Genomic DNA, 22,924 nt, shown 5'->3' with positions numbered 1-22,924 from the left:
ACCATGAGTCTTGATATGTTATCTCTTTCATTACACCTCTCCCCTGTATTGAGGCCGCTCAATGGAAAGTAGAGGGATGCGACGATTATCCAGGGCTATTTCCATTCGTATAGCCTTGCCAGCTCTGCTCACTCTTATTCTTTTTATCGTGTCTGTGTTCATGGTTATTCTGCCTTCCATTGAACGTAACTTCATGGCCGGTAAACGAACCATGATAAAAGAATTGACCGGAACTGCCTGGAACGTTCTCAACACCTACCATAACTGGGAACTGCAGGGACGCTTGACCCGAGAAGAAGCACAACGGCAAGCCATTGCCCATATCCGAAATTTTCGTTACGGTGACTCCGGCAGAGACTATTTCTGGATTAACGATTTAAACCATGCCCTGGTGGTTCACCCATATCGTCCGGACCTGGAAGGGACAAACAGTTTTTCTTTCCAGGATCCAACAGGAAAATATATCTTCCGTGAATTTGTCCGCATCGCCAAGGAGCAAGGCACTGGCTATGTAGAGTACATGTGGCAATATATGGACAAGCCTGAAAGCTTTGCACGTAAGGTTGGTTATATTCGTTTTTTTGAACCATGGGATTGGGTTCTCGGTACAGGTATTTACCTGGAAGAAGTCTATGCCCAGGTGGCACAGATACGAAAAAAACTTACCGCTGTTTCAGCCCTTTTCCTGGCTGCAGCAATCGGCCTGGCTCTGTACAGTATTCGTCATACCATCCTTGCAGACCGGGTACGTGTGCGTATCTGGGAAGAACGTGGCCACCTGATAAAGGATCTTGAGAAAAGTCGTGAACATTACCGTAGCCTGGTTGAAGCCACCAGCGACTGGATTCTAGAGTTCAACCATCAGGGAACCATCACCTATTCCAGCCCTAGAATTGAGCATATACTCTGCTATAAACCTGAAGAGATTACAGGCATGAGCTTACACACTCTCTGCTTGAAAAGGGATAAACCAATTATCGAGCGCACCCTGCACCATCACACCCAGGCTCATACACCTATTTCCGGGCTCGAAATTACCTGCTGTAGTAAAGACGACCAACAGGTAATCCTTGATATCAACGCTGTTCCAGTGACCGGCGATAACGGGAAATATCTGGTTTTTCGTGGTGTAGCCCGAGATGTCACCGAACGTATAGCGTTTATTCAGGAACTGCGAAACAGCCGTGATAAATTACATGCAAGTCTTGAGGCAACAGTGAAATCACTGGCCTCTGCTGCTGAAAAACGTGATCCTTATACCGCAGGTCATCAACAGCGGGTGGACCAGTTAGCCTGCGCCATCGGACGAGCACTTGGCCTGGATGAAGAACGTATTGAAGGGTTGCATTTCGCTGCAATTCTTCATGATATCGGTAAAATTTCCCTGCCTGCCGAGTACCTCGCCAAGCCCTCGGCTCTTTCAAGACAGGAATGGGCTGTGATCCAGTGTCACACTGAAGTGGGATACGAAATTTTAAAGAATATTGATTTTCCCTGGCCAATTGCAGAAATAGTTTACCAGCATCACGAACACCTTGATGGCAGCGGTTACCCCAGGGGATTGCATGATGAAGAAATACTGCTGGAAGCAAAAATACTAACTGTGGCAGATGTGGTGGAAGCAATGTCTTCCCACAGGCCGTATCGCCCCGCCCTGGGAATGGAAAAGGCTCTGGAAACCATTCGGGAAGGGCGGGAGATCAAATATTATGCAGAAGCCGTTGATGCCTGCATAGAGATAATCACCCGCAGGGTCATTGATTTTACTGCCCAAACCTGGTGAAACACGTTTTCACTCCCTGCGGCGGGCTAAGCATGCCGCAGGGAAAACAAAAAGGCCAATACAATAAAGCCAACCTGCAATGTCAGGTCTCACATGGTGTCTGTCAGCGAGGTTATTCTTTCTTGCGATCAGACATCGGCATATAGGTACAACCGAACAAACCGCAGTAATTCCCAACATACTCCGCCTTTGGACGATACAGGGCAGGTTTGCCCTGGGCATCACCAAAAGACTCTTCTATGATGTGGGAGCACCAGCCTGATACCCTGGCTATGGCAAACACCGGGGTCATGAAATCAATAGGAATACCCATGAGATAGTAAACAGGGGCACTATTGAAGTCGACATTCGGCAGAATGGTATTTTTTCCCTGGGCTGAAAAAATGGCCAGTGCCGTCTCTTCTATTTTTTGAGAAATTGCAAACCAGGGTTGCCCGGTTTTCTTCTGGAGTCGCTCTCCCATACGCTTGAGATACACTGCGCGCGGATCACCTGTTTTATAGATAGCGTGTCCCAGTCCCATTATTTTCTTTTTCTGTTCCAGTCGGTCTTTGACCCAGCCTTCTACATCCTCCGTATGCTCCAATTCCAGCAACATGGACATCACCCTGGCATTGGCTCCGCCATGCAGACCTCCTGATAGAGCACCAATGGCCGCACTTACCCCCGCATAAATGGAAGCCTGCGTTGAGACTACTTCCCGGGCAGCAAAGGTAGAGGCATTAAAGGTGTGGTCTGCATGAAGAATCAGACAGGTATCCAGATCCTTCGCGGTTTCCTGATCCGGTTTTTCTCCTTGCAGCATGTAGAGAAAATTTGCTGCGTGCTCCAGATCGTTATCTGGCTGCAGAGGCTCAAGCCCATTCCGAATTCGATGCCACGCTGCCGCCATTGTGGGAAATTTGGCCAGCAAACTTATGGATCGTTCATAATACCGTTCCCTGGAGACATCAGTAATATCAGCATCTGCCATGGCTAACATGGGCACAGCCGCCTGCAGCACATCCATGGGATGAGCTTCCACAGGCATTTTTTTCATGCTTTCTATTACATGTCCGGGAAGAGACCTCTGGGAGCGAACACGCATATCAAAATCCTCCAGCTCACTGGAAGATGGCAAATATCCATAAATCAACAGATAAGCTGTTTCCATAAACGTGGAACGATCGGCAAGATCCTCTATGCGATATCCACGATAGATCAAAACACCTTTTTCTCCATCGATGAAGCTGACGGCTGAATCTGCAATAGCTACCCCTCTAAGGCCTGTGTTTTTCACACGTTTTTCTTCTGCCATGTAATTCTCCGCATTTTCAGTAACAATTTGAAAACCCAGACTGAAAGCTTCCGGGAAATTTGCAGGATATTCCAACGCACGCTTCGGACATTGTACATCCAAAAACAACCAGATCTATCCACAGAAAATCCACCTCAGACCATACAAACATTATAGTTCGTAAAAGTCCAGACTTGCTATAAATAATAAGAATGCTTGTCTCAATTGAAAAGACTTGAGTCTAAGAAAAGGTTGGCAGAAAGTTGAGCTTACTAACACTTTTGGGGGAACTCTCGCTGTAATTTGTGAGATACCAGAACAGGATACAGTGTGTGTTTCATGGGGCATGCACAAACGAGATAAGTACCAGTATAACCGGTACTTATCTTCATTTATCATACAACAGACTTAATCATAACCTACTTCTATACGGGTACACCATCAGGCATATGTAAAGATTTCATATGTTGTTTCCGTGCCGACGAGTTCATCAATCTTTTTCTGGACAGCCTGACGTTCAGGTGATAGTACCCATTCCCGCCAATCATCGGCAGACTGCCAGGTGCTGATAACCAAACTTTCTCCCGGTTTATCAAAACGTGAAAAAGTTTCTCCGGAAATATAGCCCTTTCTCTGCATGGTAAGGGTTCTCATCTCACGAAGAAGACCAGCCAGTTTTCCCTCGACGTCTTGAGATACATTTCTACGGATAAGCACTTTTACTGCCATATAAGACCTCCTCTTGTTGTTAAAACATGTTATTGAAGCCAAACAGACGTTTATTGTGCTCTACAGCCACACTTATAGTATAGGCTTTTCGTTTTTTTCCGTCAAACAGACAAGTGCAGGAGGATACATTGACTGCTCCCTGCTATACGTTTTTATGCTTGACTGGTACAAAGCCTACGGATACAGTGTTACGAACCAAGCTATAGTAATACTGTATTTCGGAGTTCCCATGCATATCACAGAAGGTGTTCTCTCCCTTCCTATTCTCGCAGGCAGCGGTGTTATCGCCTGCATAGGAACAGCCATAGGCCTACAGCAACTCAACCAGGAAAAAATTATTACTGCAGGTCTTTTTTCCGCTGCTTTTTTTGTAGCTTCACTCATTCATGTGCCCATAGGACCGGGAAATATTCACCTCATTTTGAATGGTATGGTGGGATTACTTCTCGGGTGGGCTGCGTTTCCGGTAATACTGACTGCTCTCGTCCTCCAGGCCGTGCTTTTCGGTTTTGGCGGGATTACTGCCCTGGGGGCCAATACCGTCATTATGGCCGGGCCTGCTTTACTTGTCTACTATCTGTTTCGCAACGCCATTGAGCAGACGGGAAAAAAACAAATGATATGTGCTTTTCTTGCCGGCGCAGGATCCATTTTCGGCTCAGCTCTCCTGGCCAGCGTCTTTTTATTTGCCTCAGGACAATCATACATTCACAGTGCAACAACACTTTTCTGGCTGCATGTTCCGCTGATGCTCGTTGAAGGCTGTGTTACCCTGTTTGCGGTCTCATTTCTCGAAAAAGTCCAACCAGACATGCTGCATTCTCCCTGCTCCTGATCCGCCCTGTTCAGAACGTTTATAAAAAAGCAACTTCCCTGGGATAAAAGTAATGTATTTAAGAATTTTCTTCTGCATGGCTCTGTTTCTTTTGTGTGCATTCAGTCAGAACTCGTACGCACATCGCGTCCGGGTATTTGCCTTTACCAGTGGACAGGAAATCGTTGTCGAAGGGAACTTCGGCAAGGATCGTCCGGCCAAAAACACTGAAGTCGTCATTATTCAACCATCTGACCAACAGGTACTCTGCAAGGGACAAACTGACAGCAAAGGTGAATACCGTTGTCCCATCCCGGAAGAGCTGCAACATGTTGCACTCGAGGTCATTCTCAAAGCCGGTCAGGGCCATCAGGCAAAATGGCTGTTGGAGCCGCAAACAAAAGTAACGGCAAGCCCCACACCGCCAGCTGCCTCTGTAGCACAACCTGCAGAACAAACAGATTCGGTACAGATGCATGACGATGACAACCACGAAATTCTGATACGTGCTGTAGAAGAGGTGGTTTCAAGAGAAATAGAACCACTCAAACGCATGATCATGGAAGAAAAAGACAAAGGCCCGGGAATACAGGAAATTATCGGTGGAATTGGCTGGATTATAGGCATAGTTTCCCTGTTATTCATTATCCAATCGAAAAAAAGAAAAAAGGGTGAATAAAGTGACATCAAACTCAAAAAGCAACAAACATGTAACCGGTTACCTTGGTTCAGGAACCTTGCATGCACTCTGTGTGTTATCTTTTGCAGGTTTACTGTTTCAGACAGATCCAGCATGTGCTCATTTTGGTATGCTCATCCCAGACACTAACCATGTCACCCAGGAACATCGATCAACCTCGCTGCAGATATCCTTTTCCCATCCCTTCGCCGGCATCGGGATGGATATGGAAAAACCCAGGCAGTTTTTTTCTTTTGTGAACGGAGAACAGACAGATCTGCTCAGTACCTTGCAACCAACCACAGTCATGGAGCACAAAGGCTGGCAAAGCGAGTATTCTTTCTCCAGACCCGGAGTATACTCTTTTGTCGTGGAACCAGAACCTTACTGGGAACCGGCGGAAGACGTCTATATCATACATTACACAAAAACAGTGGTGGCTGCCTTTGGTGATGACTCCGATTGGGACACCCCGATAGGACTCAAAACAGAGATTGTCCCCCTGCTCAGGCCATTTGGCAATTACGCGGGCAACACTTTTGTCGGTAAAGTTCTGGTAGACGGCAAACCCGTTGCCAACACCGAAGTAGAGGTGGAATTGTATAATCAGGAAGCGCAGTTCTCCCTTCCATCAGAGTATCACGAGACCCAGGTTATACAAACCGATGAGCAGGGAGTTTTCACATTCAGTTGTCCACAGGCCGGCTGGTGGGGTTTTGCAGCACTGACCACAGCTGATTACACCCTTCCAGGACCAGATAAAACACCCAAAGAGGTGGAACAGGGTGCAGTACTCTGGTTATACTTTGACCAGTGGAAATAGCCAGAGCAAGTTGTTGAACTCACCATTGATGGAGCGCGTAGATGCGCGCCTGAAGATAGTAACTGCAGGTTTACTCAGTCTGGTTCTAGCGTCTTCCCAGTCCCTGTCCTGTCTGCTGGCTGGCCTGATACTGGCAGTTGTATATTGTATACTTGGAAGGCTTAACACGTGGTGGGTTCTGAAACGGCTGCTTTCTCTGAACCTGTTCATCCTCTTTCTCTGGCTGACCCTGCCCCTTGCAAAGACACCCAGCCCGCCTGTCATAACCCTGGGGTGGGTGTCCCTATACAAAGAGGGATTGTTTTTAGCCATGATCATCACCATGAAAAGCAATGGTATTATGCTGTTCCTCATGTCACTCATCGGCACTCTTTCCATACCGGAACTGTGCAGAGGACTTCAGCAGCTCCGTGTACCAAGCCGCTTTGTCCAGCTACTGGGAGCTACCTATCGTTACATAGCTGTAATCAAGGAAGAATACCAACGTCTTTATCAGGCAGCTCTTTTACGTGGGTTTGTTCCAGGTACGAACCTCCATACGTACCGTACCTACGGATACCTGATAGCCATGACCCTTCTCCGTAGTAAAATACGGGCTGAAAGGGTCCACAAGGCCATGCTTATGCGAGGGTTTACCGGAATCTATCCCATGCTGTCCCCTGACTCACCGGCCCCTCCCGGGGCAACGCCTTTGTCACTGCTCTTATTCAGCAGTACTTTCCTGCTCCTTACACTGCTTTCCTTCTTCTGGTAATCCCTATGCAAAACCCCACACAAGCCCCTCTTCTTGAGTTGCGCAAGGTCACATTTTCCTATGAACAACGTGCCAAACCCGTGTTTGAGCAGCTTGATTTCTCTTTTCCCGGCAACCGTATGGGATTGATAGGTGACAACGGGAGTGGGAAAACCACCCTCCTCCACCTTCTGGTCGGCCTTTTAAAACCTACAACCGGCATGGTATACTTCCAGGGAAACCCCATACAATCGGATACAGACCTGGTGCAGTTGCGTCGTTCCGTCGGTATGGTCTTTCAACAGGCCGACGACCAGCTCTTCTGCCCTACAGTCCTGGAGGATGTGGCTTTTGGCCCTCTGAATCTAGGACAAACCAGTAGACAGGCCAAAGCTACCGCCCTTGAAGTTCTGCAGCTGCTAAGGATGGAAAATTACATAGAGAGGATAACCCATACCCTCTCAGGTGGGGAAAAACGGATGATCGCTCTGGCTACTGTGCTGGCTATGAATCCCAAGGTTCTATTGCTTGATGAACCTACCAATGACCTGGACAGGACAGCCAAAAACAGGTTGCTCACAACCCTGCAAGCTCTGGAAATCCCGATGATCATCATTTCCCATGACTGGGACCTGCTCTCCAAGCTGGCAGATGGGTACGTTGCCCTGGAAAATGGCAAGCTGACCTTCAGTGAACAGATGGAGATTCACAACCATAAACATGCTCATCCCATGGGCAGCCACACCCATGAGCATCAGCACTGTTGATACTGTCGGCAAGGTGACGTGTTGCCTTTGAAAACCATTTATGGACAGGTACTTACTAAGTGATATAATCTCCATATAATCTATCCAATAGCTTTCTCCTCTTGTGTGCACAATATCATTGCAGCTGTTATTGAGCAATTTCCCAGGGAAAGTCACATGTTATGGAAATTTTTGTGTGGGGTTCACAATTTATTACAGGCCTTGATCTCGTTGATGAGCAACATCAGTCCCTGATTACCATGCTCAATACCTTTGGTCAGGCCTTGTCTGAGCATACGGTTTCCGAAGATTTTCTCATGGAATCTTTTCATAAACTGGCAGAATATGCTCAATGCCATTTCAAAACTGAAGAAGAATTGATGGCCAACATGCAGGTCGATCTGCGTCATATCTCCTCGCACCTGGCTGAGCACCGGGACTTCGTCAGTGACGTTACAAACCTTATTGAAACCATTGATGTCCGCAATCAAGAGGACTGCCAATCCCTTTTTGAATATCTCACCCACTGGCTTGTTTATCATATCTTGGGATCTGACAAAAACATGGCTCGGCAAGTTGCTGCCATTAGGCAGGGCATAAAGCCCGCAACAGCTTACCAGGAGGAAGAAAAAGAAGCGAGCAGCTCAACGGAGCCTCTATTAATAGCGCTGAATACGCTTTTTACCCTGGTATCAAGACGTAACAAGGCGTTGATGGAGCTCAACCGCACCCTGGAAGAAAGAGTGATAGAGCGCACCAGAGAACTTTCAGAAGCAAACAAAGCCTTGGAGATTATATCCATAACCGACCACCTGACTCTACTTCCCAACAGACGTTTTGCTATGAACCAGCTGGAGAAGCTTTTAAGAGAATCAAGGCTCCGTAACCAGCCTCTCTCCTGCCTTATGGTGGATGTAGACAATTTCAAGGGTGTTAATGATACATGGGGTCACGGTGTTGGCGATATTGTTCTCAAAAAACTGGCAAAGGAACTCCAGTGCGCTGTTCGCACAGACGATATAGTCTGCAGACTGGGAGGCGATGAATTCTTTATTATCTGCCCTAACACGAGTCTGGAAGGAGCACTTTATGTGGGAGAACACACAAAATTAAAGGTGAATGCTCTCAAAATTAAGACTGGTGAAGGCTTCTGGCGGGGTTCGGTAAGTATCGGCGTTGCCTGTTCCCATGACGACCTCGAGAATATGGATGCTCTCATAAAGGTAGCGGACGATTCAGTTTACCTGGCAAAAAAAGATGGAAAAAATTGTGTGCGATCTACTCAACAGCTAACATAGTATCTGTCCATGTTGATTTTGACCAAGATTAAGGCTTATTCAGGAAATCAAGCACAGCCATACAGTTGATATTGTGCGAGCATTGATTTTCTAAAAACAACACAAATATGGGGAAAAAGAGCTTTCTCCGACAGACTCCTAGCATAACGGTACCTTGGGATTATCCATGAGCTTTCAGGTTAAATCGTCACCTTCTGATCAATTTGAGCTGTCCCCTATAAAAGCCATGGAACTGGCAGCTTCACGTGTGCCTGACGCTGTCTCCCTGGCTCAGGGTATTCCAAGCTTCCGCACTCCGCGCCGTGTCATCCGCTTTGCCCAGGAAAAAATCGCTGCAGGTCTCTGTGACAAATACTCACTGACTACAGGACTTACCGAATTACGGGAGGAAATCGCACTTTCACTGGAAGCGGACGGGTTGTCCTATGACCCGGATCGTGAAATCCTGGTGACCGCAGGCTCCATCGAAGGCATTACCGCGACCTTGCTGGCCTTCACTTCGCCTGGCGATGAAGTGTTGCTGCCCAGCCCCTCCTACACCTCCTATCTGGGAGCAGTATCCATTGCCGGCTGCATACCGCGATATGTTGAGCTGGACGAGGAAAACAACTTTGATTTTCAGGTAGAGCGAATTGAACGGAAAATCAATAAAAAGACGAAACTTCTCCTGTTCTGCAGCCCCAACAATCCCACCGGCACCCTATTTTCCAGGGAAAAAACCGAACACCTGGTACAAATCTGCGAACGGCATGATCTAACCATACTCATCGACGAGGTCTACAAAGACTTTTATTATGTGGATGAGCCCCATTTTTCAGCCACCCAGATTCCCGAAGCCAGGGAGAGAATCATTCGCGCCTGTTCATTTTCCAAAGCCTATGCCATGACCGGCTGGCGGGTGGGCTTTGTCCACGCCGACAAACAGCGGATAAGCCGCATTGTCAAGTTTCACGATGCCATGGTCACCTGTGCGCCGGTACCCTCGCAATACGCTGCTATCGGTGCGCTTCGGTACGGAGCTGATTTTCTTGAAGAGTTCCGAACTGAATTCAAAAAACGTCGAAACTATTGCATCACCCGGCTGGACGAGCTGTCTCAGGTCATGGATTACCAGGTCCCCAAGGCAACGTATTTTGTCTTTCCCAGAATCAAAGATATTGTCAAATACAGCGAAAATAGCCATCGACTGGCCTATGATATTCTCGACAAAGTGGGGGTGGCTACAGTACCCGGCATAGCCTTTGGACCATCCGGCGAGTCACATATTCGCATTAACTTCGGCCGGGAGCTGGAGGATCTGGAAAGAGGTTTTGACCGGCTTGAGGGATACTTCTTTCAACGCCAACCCCGGCAAAGACAGCATAAGACAATCCCTGTAAAAAATTCCCGGCCTGCAACTCCAGAACCAACCGGTCACACATTGATGGGAAAAGGTGCCCGCCTGATTCTAGCCCTTGCCAGTCGTCACTATCTCAGGCAAAATAAAGCGCTGGTTATCGGCATTACAGGTATCAAGGGAAAAACAACTCTCAAGAGGACCATGGTTGAGCTGCTCAGTTCCGTGAACAAAACCCGGGGCACGCTGCTCTCCTATAATACCGAGGTAGGGCTACCGCTCTCCATTTTATGCCTGAAAAAGCCGAAAACTATCCCGGAAAAACTCTTTTTTCCTCTGTCCCTTGCCAGGCAGGCTATCTGGGGGAAAGAAAAGGCAGATATACTCATTTTTGAATATGGCATCCGCTCTCAAAAGGATGCTGAAAGTCTTCTGGACATTGCTGTTCCCGACTGGCTTATTGTCAGCGGCATAGAGGCTGACCCACATTTAGATTACCCTGCCATTACCAAAGGTATCGAGCATATTACAGCCAAGCTCCCCCCGGAAAGATTGCTCTGGATCGGGGATGATCCTTTTACCAACACCATGGCAGCTGCCCGGCACGCACCCCATGTCATTCTGGACAACCAGCTGTCGCAAGGCATTCTTCGCACCGGTAACACTACATATACCTGTACACGGGAAGCCGTTGGTACGCATGCCGCCCGTGCCCTGATTACCGCAGTTACCATGGCCGAATTGCTCAATACACCGATTGAAGCGATCAACCATTTTCTACAATCATAAGTGCAGCTATGCACCAAACTCGAGAAAGCCGTACTTGTAATCCTGTTAACCCACCAGAATAAAACCCCAAACAAGAACACAGTTAAGCAATGAGATGGCTACAGCAGCAGAACCAAGGTCTTTTGCCAAACCAGAGAGTATGTGCCGCTGAATACCTATCCGATCAACCACCGCTTCAACAGCTGTGTTCATAATTTCAATTATAATTATCAGCAAGAGGCAGCTGATCATTAACGCACGTTCAAGACCAGTCTCTCCCAAATAGATCCCCAGTGGGATGAGCAACGCACACATAATGACTTCCTGGCGGAAGGCGGCCTCGTTCTGCCAGGCGGCCTTCAAACCTTTTATGGAACATTCGGTGGCTCTTGCAATACGATTAAGGCCTCTTCCATTGGGTTTCAAATTCTCTTCATTCATTTCCTGATATACCTTAGGTTCTAGGTCAAACCATATTCACTTGATATCGGAGTCTACGCTTGCCTTTGAGAATGAGATTTTACGCATAACGCAAAAATTGGGCAGGCAAGCAAGGAACGAGACTCCGAAAAGACTATCTATGGACAGGCACTAACCCATCTCCCGAACTCGGGAAGCCCAGAGCTTGAGTTTGGATACCTCTGTATCGTTACGTAAATTGTTTCCTAGACACGTGCAAGCGTAACTTATGGACAAGCCCTTTATGAGCAGACGAATCCACGCTGTCCGTAACCAGTTGATATACTACAGTATAGCCAACTATGCTGCTGCATTATCTCTGCCAATCCCCCTGAGTGCACGGACTCAGATCTTCTGACCAAAATAACTCTCATCAAAAACTGTCCCAGGTGCACACGGTAGAAACCTGAACTAATCGACGCATACATAATATCGTACATCCCCTCTTTCAGTCCATGAGTTTGCACTGTTAACAAGAAATAAATTGATCATGCACATACCATGTGGTATCTGTAAACAGTGTGGAGTGAATGAATATCGTCAGGATGGGAAGATATGGATCGCGAAAAATTTACAGAGGCTCGAGCTAAACTCGGTAAAACACAAAAATCTTTGGCAGAACTCCTGGGAGTTTCTCTCAAAGCAGTACAGAGTTATGAACAGGGATGGCGCTCCATTCCGGTTCATGTCGAACGACAGCTCTATTTTCTTCTCGTCAACTATCGCTACAACAAGGCAAACAAACGCAAGGATTGCTGGAACCTGAAAAAATGTGACTGTAAAAAAGAGTGCCCTGCATGGGAATTTCAGGCCGGTCACCTCTGCTGGTTTTTAAGCGGAACCCGATGTGAATGCACAGCAGACATGAATTGGAAAGAAAAAATGGACATCTGCAGAAATTGCGACATCCTCACAAGTTTACTGTAATTGCCATTCTCCCTCGCCCGAAATTTTTCTTCTCAATCAACCCCTTCTACAACTGCTTCTGTTTCTGTTGAACCACCTCTACCCCCAAAGTGACTATTCTTTAATCTCACCACCAACACTCTAACCCGGAATATTTAGTCTCTTTTTACCACATATGAGTTTAGAACACCAGGTTGCCTCTGGCCAAACAATAGGCGTAGCCATGAGCGGCGGGGTTGATTCAACCGTAACCGCTGCGCTGCTCATGGAAAACGGATACAAGGTCCATGGTTTTTTCATGCTCCTTCCCCTGGATAGCCTTGAACAACAACACGAAAAAGTCTCACACGTTGCAGAACAGCTGCAAATACCTCTTACCTGTGTTGATATTCGAGACAGTTTCCAGGAAATTGTAATTCGCCACTTCACTGGTTTGTATAAACAGGGGCTGACACCCAATCCCTGTGTGCACTGTAACCGGCATATCAAGTTTGGCCTGCTTATGCAGACAATACAGGAACATGGTATAGCACTAATGTCTACAGGCCACTATGCACGTATCAGGCAGAACAAAACCGTTGCCCAACTTTGGCGAGGAAAGGATCCGCAAAAAGATCAATCCTATTTCCTTTGTCGGCTGACGCCCGGACAACTGAAACATCTGGTTCTTCCCCTAGGTAATTACGTTAAAGACGACACGTACCGAAAAGCACACGAACTGGGGTTTGATTTCAGCGGTCAGGAAAGCCAGGATGTCTGCTTTCTCCAGGAAAATCTTACAGATTTTCTTGCTTCCCACGGGATTTGTCCTGTTCAGGGAGATATTGTAACAACTTCCGGAAAATGCATCGGTGTCCATACAGGCATATGGAATTACACCGTCGGGCAACGACGTGGACTGGGGATTCCCGATGCCACCCCCTGGTACGTTGTAGCCCTTGATGCACGCCATAACCAGGTTATTGTTGGAAAGAATGAGCAACTCATGCTAAACACGTTAATCGTACGCGACACACAATGGCACATGACACCACCTTTACAGTGGGAAGGTGACGTGCAAATCCGTTCACGTCATCGAGCGGCAGCAGCCGAACTGCACCGTCTCAGCGATCAACGTTATCAGATCAGGTTCGATACGCCGCAACGAGCAGTTACCCCCGGTCAATACGCCGTATTCTACGAAGCAGACCACCTGGTGGGTAGCGGCATCATCGAACAGCAATCAGTGGTCGAGGTATAATATGCGCGTTGCAATCACGACCCTTGGATGCAAAGTTAACCAGTTTGAATCAGCCTCTTTTAAAAGCAGCTTTGAAGAGGCCGGCTGTACCCTGGTTCCCTTTTCTTCAGAGGCAGATATTTACATCATAAATACCTGCGCCGTAACTGCCAAGGCTGGCCAACAGTCTCGACAACTCATTCGCCGCGCCATGCAGAACAATCCCAACGCCAGAGTCCTGGTTACGGGTTGCTATGTTCAGGTCGATCCGGCAAAAATCATTGATATACTGGGCTCGCCTGCCTGCCTTGTCGGTAATGATTACAAGCACCTGCTCGTTGATACAGCATTACAGCAGGATGCTCCTGATCTGGTCGAACTCATGGGTAAAATCAGTTGGGCTAAACAGATCTGTGATCTCCCTGTAAAAAATTTCGCTGGCCGAACCCGTTCCTATCTGCGCATACAAGATGGTTGCGATAATTTCTGTTCCTACTGCATTGTTCCCTATACCCGAGGACCGAGCCGCAGCTTGCCCCTGGAAAAAATACTCAACCAGACCGATATTTTTTACGAACAGGGCTATAAGGAAATGGTCATTACCGGTATCAATGTGGGAAAATATGGCCTTGACCTGCAGGAAGGCGAAACTATTTACACTCTCTTACAGAGGCTCTGCGACACCTTTCCCACACTGCGAATCCGTTTAAGTTCCATTGAACCGACAGAAGTCAATGATATGTTACTGGAACTTGTCTGCCGCTATGACAATTTCATGCCCCATTTGCATATCCCTCTGCAAAGCGGCGATGATACGGTTCTGGAACGGATGAATCGCAGGTATACCACTGCCTTTTTTCGTAAAGTGATCGAAAAAGTTCATGATGCGCTTCCCCATGCAGCAATAGGGTGCGATATACTGGGTGGATTCCCAGGAGAAACCGATGAGCAGGCTGAAAATACCTATCAACTTATAGCAGACCTGCCCATCAGTTATCTGCATGTTTTCCCCTATTCCATGCGCCGGGGTACCCTTGCCGCAGCTTTACCGGGTCACATTGCCGGCCCTGTAAAAAGTGCCAGAGTAAATCGACTCCGCCAGCTCGACACACAATTACGATCTGCTTTTTATAACCGTTTGCTTGGAAGTCATTGCAACGTTTTGGTTGAACGGCGCAATAAAAAGTCTGGTCTTCTCCAGGGATTTTCTGAGAATTATATTCCTTTGCAGTTTGCAGGCCCAACCAATCTCATCCATTCCATTGTTCCTGTACATTTTAATGCCATTGAAAAGAGTGAACCCATGGGTTCACTGCTGCACGACATGCTTGAGGAAAAAAGGTGAACCAAGTAAAGTGCTTGAATTTGTTCACACGTAAGCAGCCACAGGCACAACATTTTACCCATATACGGAATACCGTTACTTTCCTTCATCAGGTAGCCGTCTGTTTCAACCTGAATATGTAACGCTCTGCAAGGGAAGATCTGCACCTGACACAAGCTTGAAACGGCGAAATCGGATGTCCCCACAGATTGAAATGGCGTGTCCCGTGAGAAGAGTTATGTTCAACTGAAGGATAACAGATGATTGGTGAAATAATAGCCATAGGCGATGAATTGACCACAGGGCGTATTCTCAACACCACCAGCGCCTTTGCTGCACAACAGCTTTTTGCTGCAGGTCATACCATTACAGCAATGCATACCATTGGGGATGACCCGGAACAGATCGGCTCTTTTCTCTGCAAAAGTGTTAAGCGAGCAGATTTTGTTATTATCACCGGAGGCCTTGGATCAACAACCGACGACCTTACCAACGAGGCTGTCATCAAAGCACTTGGATTAACCGGTATCCTGCACCCAGAAGTTGTTGCCAGTGTGGAAAAGCGTCTGAAAAATATGAGTTCGCAGCAGAAAAAAGCCATAGAAAAACTTGCATGGGTACCGGAACAGGCGACCATCTTGGATAAATCATATCATATGGCTGGATACATTCTTCCCTTTGAAGGGAAGCCGCTTTTTTTTCTTCCCGGCGTACCACCACAAATGGAGATCCTTCTCAAGAATAAGGTAATGCCTGCATTACAGGAGTGGTATCCTCCGGAAGATACCTTCCTCCATCAGCAGGTGTATAAAGCTTTTGGGATGACAGAATCAGCTATCAACTCCATGCTTGCCCACCTTGAGAATCATCAGGGCGTGAAGATAGGATATTACCCTGTAGGTTGCGAAGTGCATATCAGTGCAACAGTACAGGCAGCGGATAAAATACAGGCGAGTGATCTTTTTCAGGAAACTGACCAGGTAATTCGCGATACTCTTGGGCTCCATATCTTTGGCACCGGTGAACAGACATTAGCCGAAGTAACCGGAAACCTTCTCGCTGAGAAAAGAAAATTTCTCTGCACAGCTGAATCCTGCACAGGCGGTTTAATCGGCAGCATGCTCACCAAGGTACCCGGCAGTTCCAACTGGTATGCTGGCGGTGTTATTGCCTACTCCAATCATCTCAAGGAACAATTGCTTGGTGTGGATCATGCTTTACTGCGTAATTATGGTGCTGTCAGTCCTGAAACTGCCAGGGCCATGGCTGCACGTCCGGCAGCCAAACTGGGATGCAATATGGCGGTTTCTGTCACAGGAATAGCCGGGCCAGGCGGTGGTTCTGAAGAGAAACCTGTTGGAACCGTTTATATAGGCCTGTTCCACCAAAAGCAGGTATCTGTAGAGAAATATCTGTTCAGCGGTAATCGTAACCAAGTACAGGAAAAAACAGCCTACACTGCGTTAGACACTGTCAGGCGAGCCTTACTTGCAGAATAATGTTCATAATAAAGAGGAGAGCTCATGGCTGCGTCCAAAGAAAGTATAAGCGAAGGTAGACTGAAAAGCGTGGATAGCGCCATTACCCAGATTCAGCGCCAGTTTGGCAAAGGGGCTATTATGCGTCTGGGAAGTGATGAGCGGGAGAATGTTCCGGCTGTCCCCACAGGTATTCTATCCATAGATCTGGCCCTTGGAGTTGGTGGTTTTCCAAGAGGCCGTATAACAGAAATCTATGGACCTGAATCATCCGGTAAAACAACCCTCGCTCTGCACGTGATTGCCCAGGCACAGAGAATGGGTGGTAATGCTGCATTTATTGATGCAGAACACGCACTGGATACCAGTTACGCAGAACGCCTTGGTGTTGATGTGGACAATCTGCTCATATCACAACCGGATTTTGGTGAACAGGCTTTGGAGATCACAGAAATTCTCATGCGCAGCGGAGGACTTGATGTCATTGTTATCGACTCTGTTGCAGCCCTTGTACCCAAAGCTGAAATAGACGGCAATGTCGGCGATCAGCATGTTGGTCTGCAGGCACGATTGATGTCCCATGCAATGCGGAAGTTTACAGGGGTAATCAAACGTACTAACACGGTCCTGATTTTCATAAACCAGATCAGGATGAAAATCGGTGTTATGTTCGGTAACCCTGAAACCACCACAGGTGGTAATGCGTTGAAATTTTACAGTTCAATCCGTATTGATATCCGTAAAACAAATCAGATCAAGGATGGTCAGGAAGTTATCGGTAACCGGACCAAGGTGAAGGTTGTTAAAAATAAAGTAGCTCCACCCTTCAAAATTGCTGAATTTGACATTGTTTACGGGGAGGGTATCTCCAAAGTTGGCGACCTGCTTGATCTTGGTGTTGAACATAACATTGTAGACAAAAGTGGGGCATGGTACTCCTACAATGACGAACGAATTGGTCAGGGACGTGAGAACGCTAAAACCTTTCTCAAGGAGCATCCTGACATGCTCATGGATATAGACACCAAGCTCCGTCTTGGACTTGGCATAGCCGCCCCTGGGCAGATAGACACCGAGCCGACACCTTCCGAAGACAAGTAACCTGTCCATTCTTCTTCCGTCTGGTTGGCTTCTATCCGACCAGACGGACCTTTTCGTCCTTGCCATCCTTATTCATCCTGGACATATCGTGCACATGCTCAGCTCACATTTTCACCTTACCCAGCATTTCTTTTTAATAGATAGAATGTAACTGATCACAGTGCACCTGATCTTTGCACGATCAATCTGACCTACATACAATATGCTGCTTTGGCCCACTTCCCTCAGGTTCCCAATAAAAAGTGATACATACAAGAGAGTTGTAAAGCTGAGCCACTTCCCCTATGATGGGTTTTGCATTATCTTTTACGCATTGCTTATCCTCTGCACGCTGTAAACCTAGCTATCCAACAATCACAGGCCTCAATGTACAACGCCCATAATGTTATTCTTATTGCAGCGATGACTCCTGAAAGAGTGATCGGCTGCCGTGGAAAAATTCCATGGAACATTCTCTCTGAGCAGCGTTTTTTTCGGTTCATGACCCTTAACAGCACAGTGATCATGGGGCGCAAAACATTTGTTTCCCTTCCAGGACCTTTAAGCCAGAGAACCAATATTATCATTACCCATAACACAACGTTTACAGCTCCAGGGTGTGAGGTCTGTCACAGTCTGTCATCGGCCCTTCAAATTTGTCCCCCTGAACAACCTGTATACATTATTGGTGGCCAGCAGCTGTATACCCAGGCCTTGCCATGTACCGAAACAATTGTCTTAACCACGGTAGATGTCCATATTGACGGCGATGCCTATTTTCCAGACATCAACCAGTCAGTATTTCAAGAAACAGGCTGTGTACGGGTTATCGGGACACCCTCTTACACCATACGCTGTTATCGACGGAGGCATGTCTTTACAGACATGTCTTCCCCTGCCTGATCATTGTCCGGCTAATGTTGCACGTGCAACATTGTCCAGGTAGAATACAGCCCATCACTTCTCAACTATCATCAATCTTTCATACGGTACATATGCGACGTTTTTTTATCGAACCTCAAAGTATTCAATCCACCCAGGTATATCTAACCGGTCAGGAAGCTCACCACATTTGCCGTGTTTTACGACTCCGTGTCGGTGATAAAGTCGAACTTTTCGATGGTACAGGTAGAATACTCCAGGCACGTTTACTTACTGTGAATAAAAACAGTGTCTGTGCTGAAATTGAATCCTGTGAACACGAGTCTCCTGTAGCGCCCCTCTACCCTCTCACATTAATACAGGCGCTGCTTAAAGGTAAAAAAATGGATTTTATACTCCAGAAAGCCACAGAACTGGGCGTTGAACACTGCATCCTTTTTCCAAGTCAGTACTATGCTGCCGGTAAAACTGTGGACTCGCAAATGGAACGTTGGCAGCGCATTATTGTTGAAGCTTGCAAACAATGTCGCCGTCCAGTTCCCATGACCTTGACACTTTATTCAGAACTAGAGGAAATCCCTCTTGACGGCTATCTACACAAATTCATAGCCCATGAGGATGAACGACACACAGCAAAACAGCTGGCCTTGTCCGCAACTCCTGGCCCGGTATCTGTCCTTATTGGACCGGAAGGAGGTTGGCATGATGAGGAGACAACCTATTTTTTAGGTCGGGGCTTTTGTCCTGTAAGTCTTGGTGAATATATTTTGCGTGGAGAAACTGCCGCCTTAGCTGCCTGTTCCATTCTGAAATATCTCACGCAAACAACAGTACAGCTGTAGAGTATTTTCTTCCTCTTTCCCTGATCCATTTTCCTGTCATAGTCTTCCGGTTGCCGCACTGGTAGTTTTTTCTGAAATTTCCCGATAATTATGCTGTATTCAATTGATTTACCCCACCCTAAGGTTACAATTCAATTTTATCAGTTCGAGAAAGAGATTTCATAACTGGCAGAGAGTATGATGCATACTTATGGTCTTTCAGGAAGCACCATCGCAATGCAAGGGAGGAAAACCTGTCAGATAAAGTACACTTTCCCTGATATACCCGTTCTCCTCCCTTTATTTCTCTTTAAATGGACGTACAATGATATGAGAGCTGTTCTTCAAAGGGTGAGTAAAGCTCACGTAAATGTCAACGATCAATGCACGGGTTCCATTGATCACGGTCTTCTTATCCTCCTCGGTGTTCACAGTGATGACACGGAAAAGGACCTGCAATGGCTGGTTGATAAAATTCTGAACCTGCGTATTTTTGAAGATAATGAGGGACGCATGAACCTGTCCCTTCTGGACGTACAAGGCAAGCTATTGGTCGTTTCGCAATTTACGCTATATGGCGATTGTCGAAAGGGTCGGAGACCTAGTTGGTCATCTGCTGCACCACCAGAAAAAGCTAAAACCATGTATGAGCAGTTTATTGAAAAATGTCGTCAAAGACATGTGACCACGGAAACAGGTGTGTTTCAGGCTGACATGCAGGTTTCACTCGTAAACAGTGGTCCAGTAACCATGCTTTTGGATTCCCATAAACTTTTTTAACCACATATAGAGATTCAATGACTGAGTTTATTCCTGGCAAACAATATCATAATTTTCTTCTGGTCGATAAACGTAGAATGGATTCACTTCATTCTGATGTATATCTGTTCAAACATGTACGGCTTGGCTGTAAAGCTCTGGCCATAAAAAATAGCGATAGCAATAAAACCTTTTGTGTATCTTTCAACACTATTCCTGAAGACTCAACCGGAGTCGCCCATATCCTGGAGCACTCCGTACTCATGGGTTCAAGCAAATATCCCGTCAAGGATGTCTTTGGTGAAATTCATAAAGGCGGTCTCATGACCTTCCTTAATGCCATGACCGGCTCTGATACCACATGGTATCCCTACGCTACGCGCAATATCACCGAATATTTCAACATCATGGATGTATACTGTGATGTTGTTTTTAATCCGCTTTTGCTGAAAACCACCTTCGAACAGGAAGGCTGGCATTATCACCTGGAAGAAGCGGACCAGGATATCCAGTTTTCAGGTGTTGTTTTTAACGAAATGAAAGGAGCATTTTCCGACCCAATCCGCGCTCTTTTTCACAATACATTTGAAGGTCTGTTACCCGGTTCCACCTATTCCCATGAATCCGGTGGCGACCCTGCCTATATTCCAGACCTTACCTATGAGGCTTTTGTAGACTTTCACAAAAGTCACTATCATCCATCCAATTGCACTCTCTTTTTCTATGGCGATGCGGATCTTGAACAAGAACTGCAATATGTGGAAGATAATTTTTTACAAGCCTTTGATACACAGGTTGATCCAGCAGTTATTGCTACGGGGACAGTTATTGATCAGCCAGTTTTCATAGACGACACCTACCCTGTCCAGCCTGACGCTGACCTGAAAAACAAAACGTATCTTGCGGTAAGCAGTCTCATAGGGACAGTGGATGAAAGGACAAAGAACACTGCTTTTCAAATCATTGCCCATATCCTGTTCAACTCCGATGCGTCTCCTCTAAAAAATGCAATAACGGAGGCTGGGCTCTGTAAAGATTTTGGAGGAGTTTTCCTGGCCAACAGTGCCCACAGGACTGTCATGATGACATACCTTGTCGGTGCTGACCCGGAACAGTGTAAACCATTTCAGGACTTGTACAAGACGACTCTTGAGGAAATGGTCCAGAAGGGACTTGACCAGGAACTTGTCCTGGCCGAATTGAATAAATTTGAATTCAATTTACGGGAGGAAATGAACAAAGCCCAACGGGGGCTCGATCTTATAGGTAAAGCCCTTCCTGCAATGAAATATGGTATGGATCCTTTTGATCCCCTTGACCTAAATCCCATCCTCCGGGATATTCGGGAAAAGGTTGCGCAAGGTGGATATTTTGAAAAACTGGTTCAAGAATACCTTCTGGACAACCAGGCCACAGCCACGGTTATGCTGCGTCCAGACCCAGAGCGGCTTATTGCCAACAGACAGCGAGAGCAAAACAGGTTACAGAACTATACAAAACAGATGAGTGCTGAAGAGAGAAGTTCACTTGTTCTTAGAACTCAGGAACTCACAGCACTCCAGGCCACAGCCACAGATCAGGCCACATTGGATCTATTACCCTCATTGACCATTGATGACCTTGACCCTACACCTCCTATTCACAAAGCAGCAACCTATACAATAGATAACACCCCTCTTCTGGTCAGTGATTTACCGACAAACAGCATCTGCTATATTGATTTCGGTTTTGATTGCAGCAAACTGCCCCTGAATGTTCTACCCTACCTTGATCTCTTTGGCGTTCTCATTACAGAGCTGGGAACCACAACACTTGACTACAAACAATTTGCAAAACAGATCAATACATACACCGGTGGATTCAGTCACTCCTTTAATACCTACCTGAACAAGGAACAGGCAAAGCCACTCTCCCCTATTCTTTGGTTGTCCCTGAAAACCCTTTCCACAAATCTTGACCGTTCCCTGGCTCTCATAAGCGAAGTCATCAGAGACCTGGATCTCTCAAACAGAAAACGTATAGCAGAGATTGTGCAACGTGAATTCGCCTGGGCTGAGCATTCTGTGCAGAGCGAAGGATATACCCTCGCTACCAGCAGGGTATTCAGCCACCTGAGTACAGCTGGCAAGTACAATGAATATGTCAATGGTGCTTACGCCTATCTGAACCTGAAACAACTGGCTCAGTCCTATACGGAAAATGAAGGTCAATTCTTATCAGCTCTAGAAACCATCCGTTGTACCATTTTACATCGACAGGGTTTATTCATGAATATCACGGCTGAAACAGACGACATTTCCCGTTTTCAACGTGCTGTTCCTTCTGTATTGGATGCCCTTTCTGATAATGGTATTACCCCGGATTCTTCCGATCAATTTACCTCATTTCCCGCGACCCAGGCTTTTTGCACCTCTTCGGAAATTGTCTACAACGTCCAGGGATGTTCTCTTTTTCAACAAAATGATGCATACCATGGATCTTTTGAAGTGCTGAAGACATGGATATCCAGAGATTACCTATGGAACACGGTACGGCAGATGGGAGGAGCGTATGGTTGTTTTGTGCAATTCAACCACTTAACAGGCAACTTTGGTCTGGTGAGTTACCGTGATCCGCAGGTTGATAAAACCTATGCGGCGTATGATGATTTGCAACGGGCCATTGAACAAGTGAAACTTACCCCGGATGCCCTTAGTCAATTGATCATAGGAACATACGGCACATTTACTCCCCATCAAGGTCCTGCAGCAAAAGGGATCAATGCGCGTAATGATTTTCTGAATGGCGTTTCTGTTGATTTCAAACAAAAACGGATACAGGAAATACTTTCGACAACCAAAGAGGATCTCTTACAGTACGCCCCTCTGTTCAGTCGTCTGAGGGATGAAAGTGTTAAAGTTACCATTGGTAATGAAGCCAAAATCAAAGGTGCAGACATCGTCTTTGACGACACGTTGGCCCTGTAAACGCAAACAGCCCATCAATATGACGTATTGATGGGCTGTTTTTTT

The 22,924-nt window shown here is 46.6% G+C and carries 20 protein-coding genes; 17 read left to right on the top strand and 3 right to left on the bottom strand.

From position 1 onward, the window contains the following. The first annotated feature begins 61 nt into the window (after window positions 1-61). Window positions 62-1,783, top strand: coding sequence for an HD domain-containing phosphohydrolase (locus G493_RS0109195; RefSeq protein WP_028580139.1), 1,722 nt, complete (start codon window positions 62-64; stop codon window positions 1,781-1,783). 112 nt (window positions 1,784-1,895) lie between these two features. Here G493_RS0109195 and G493_RS0109190 read toward each other — a convergent pair whose 3' ends face one another. Next, entirely contained in the window at window positions 1,896-3,080 is a 1,185-nt protein-coding gene (locus G493_RS0109190) for a citrate/2-methylcitrate synthase (protein ID WP_028580138.1), read from the bottom strand. 420 nt (window positions 3,081-3,500) lie between these two features. After that, window positions 3,501-3,788 (bottom strand): antibiotic biosynthesis monooxygenase family protein, encoded by a 288-nt coding sequence (locus G493_RS0109185; protein WP_028580137.1) that lies wholly within the window; start codon window positions 3,786-3,788, stop codon window positions 3,501-3,503. A gap of 229 nt (window positions 3,789-4,017) precedes the next feature. Here G493_RS0109185 and cbiM point away from each other — a divergent pair, with 229 nt between their 5' ends. The 7 genes from cbiM to G493_RS32010 all read left to right on the top strand — a co-directional run bounded on the left by cbiM (window position 4,018) and on the right by G493_RS32010 (window position 11,006). Next, window positions 4,018-4,623, top strand: a complete 606-nt coding sequence (gene cbiM / locus G493_RS0109180; protein WP_028580136.1) for a cobalt transporter CbiM — start codon at window positions 4,018-4,020, stop codon at window positions 4,621-4,623. 52 nt (window positions 4,624-4,675) lie between these two features. Beyond that, on the top strand, window positions 4,676-5,281 hold the full coding sequence (locus G493_RS0109175) for a hypothetical protein (RefSeq protein WP_035274072.1): 606 nt from the start codon (window positions 4,676-4,678) through the stop codon (window positions 5,279-5,281). A gap of 58 nt (window positions 5,282-5,339) precedes the next feature. Then, a complete protein-coding gene (locus G493_RS0109170; RefSeq protein ID WP_028580134.1) occupies window positions 5,340-6,104 on the top strand; it encodes a DUF4198 domain-containing protein in 765 nt (254 codons plus the stop codon). Continuing rightward, window positions 6,067-6,858: a cobalt ECF transporter T component CbiQ gene (gene cbiQ, locus G493_RS0109165; RefSeq protein ID WP_153306462.1), complete on the top strand. Its 792-nt coding sequence runs from the start codon at window positions 6,067-6,069 to the stop codon at window positions 6,856-6,858. The genes G493_RS0109170 and cbiQ overlap by 38 nt, the downstream gene beginning before the upstream one ends. A gap of 5 nt (window positions 6,859-6,863) precedes the next feature. Then, a complete protein-coding gene (locus G493_RS0109160; protein ID WP_028580132.1) occupies window positions 6,864-7,604 on the top strand; it encodes an energy-coupling factor ABC transporter ATP-binding protein in 741 nt (246 codons plus the stop codon). Window positions 7,605-7,765: 161 nt separating this feature from the next. Further along, window positions 7,766-8,881, top strand: coding sequence for a GGDEF domain-containing protein (locus G493_RS0109155; protein WP_028580131.1), 1,116 nt, complete (start codon window positions 7,766-7,768; stop codon window positions 8,879-8,881). A 166-nt stretch (window positions 8,882-9,047) separates the two neighbouring features. Then, entirely contained in the window at window positions 9,048-11,006 is a 1,959-nt protein-coding gene (locus G493_RS32010) for an aminotransferase class I/II-fold pyridoxal phosphate-dependent enzyme (RefSeq protein WP_051309168.1), read from the top strand. Window positions 11,007-11,051: 45 nt separating this feature from the next. On the opposite strand, the gene G493_RS0109145 is transcribed toward G493_RS32010, so the two are convergent. Then, complete coding sequence (locus G493_RS0109145) at window positions 11,052-11,426, bottom strand: diacylglycerol kinase (protein ID WP_153306461.1); 375 nt, start codon at window positions 11,424-11,426, stop codon at window positions 11,052-11,054. 573 nt (window positions 11,427-11,999) lie between these two features. On the opposite strand from G493_RS0109145, the gene G493_RS0109140 reads away from it, so the two are divergent. The 9 genes from G493_RS0109140 (at window position 12,000) to G493_RS0109100 (ending at window position 22,879) form a co-directional block, all read left to right on the top strand. Further along, a complete protein-coding gene (locus tag G493_RS0109140; RefSeq protein ID WP_028580129.1) occupies window positions 12,000-12,371 on the top strand; it encodes a helix-turn-helix domain-containing protein in 372 nt (123 codons plus the stop codon). Window positions 12,372-12,525: 154 nt separating this feature from the next. Then, window positions 12,526-13,590 (top strand): tRNA 2-thiouridine(34) synthase MnmA, encoded by a 1,065-nt coding sequence (gene mnmA, locus G493_RS28595; RefSeq protein ID WP_035274071.1) that lies wholly within the window; start codon window positions 12,526-12,528, stop codon window positions 13,588-13,590. Window position 13,591: 1 nt separating this feature from the next. Beyond that, entirely contained in the window at window positions 13,592-14,914 is a 1,323-nt protein-coding gene (mtaB, locus tag G493_RS28590) for a tRNA (N(6)-L-threonylcarbamoyladenosine(37)-C(2))-methylthiotransferase MtaB (protein WP_035274069.1), read from the top strand. A gap of 239 nt (window positions 14,915-15,153) precedes the next feature. After that, window positions 15,154-16,392: a CinA family nicotinamide mononucleotide deamidase-related protein gene (locus tag G493_RS0109125; RefSeq protein WP_028580128.1), complete on the top strand. Its 1,239-nt coding sequence runs from the start codon at window positions 15,154-15,156 to the stop codon at window positions 16,390-16,392. A gap of 24 nt (window positions 16,393-16,416) precedes the next feature. Then, complete coding sequence (gene recA, locus G493_RS0109120; protein WP_028580127.1) at window positions 16,417-17,472, top strand: recombinase RecA; 1,056 nt, start codon at window positions 16,417-16,419, stop codon at window positions 17,470-17,472. Between the two features lie 366 nt (window positions 17,473-17,838). Then, window positions 17,839-18,354, top strand: a complete 516-nt coding sequence (locus G493_RS28585; RefSeq protein WP_051309167.1) for a dihydrofolate reductase — start codon at window positions 17,839-17,841, stop codon at window positions 18,352-18,354. A gap of 92 nt (window positions 18,355-18,446) precedes the next feature. Next, entirely contained in the window at window positions 18,447-19,175 is a 729-nt protein-coding gene (locus tag G493_RS0109110; protein WP_028580126.1) for an RsmE family RNA methyltransferase, read from the top strand. Between the two features lie 309 nt (window positions 19,176-19,484). Further along, window positions 19,485-19,934, top strand: a complete 450-nt coding sequence (gene dtd / locus G493_RS0109105; protein WP_028580125.1) for a D-aminoacyl-tRNA deacylase — start codon at window positions 19,485-19,487, stop codon at window positions 19,932-19,934. Window positions 19,935-19,951: 17 nt separating this feature from the next. After that, window positions 19,952-22,879 (top strand): insulinase family protein, encoded by a 2,928-nt coding sequence (locus G493_RS0109100; RefSeq protein WP_028580124.1) that lies wholly within the window; start codon window positions 19,952-19,954, stop codon window positions 22,877-22,879. The last annotated feature ends 45 nt before the right edge of the window (window positions 22,880-22,924 follow it).

Origin of the sequence: Desulfogranum japonicum DSM 18378 (assembly GCF_000429945.1) — a bacterium.
Classification (GTDB): Bacteria; Desulfobacterota; Desulfobulbia; order Desulfobulbales; family Desulfobulbaceae; genus Desulfogranum; species Desulfogranum japonicum.
This window is presented reverse-complemented; position numbering and strand designations above follow the sequence as displayed.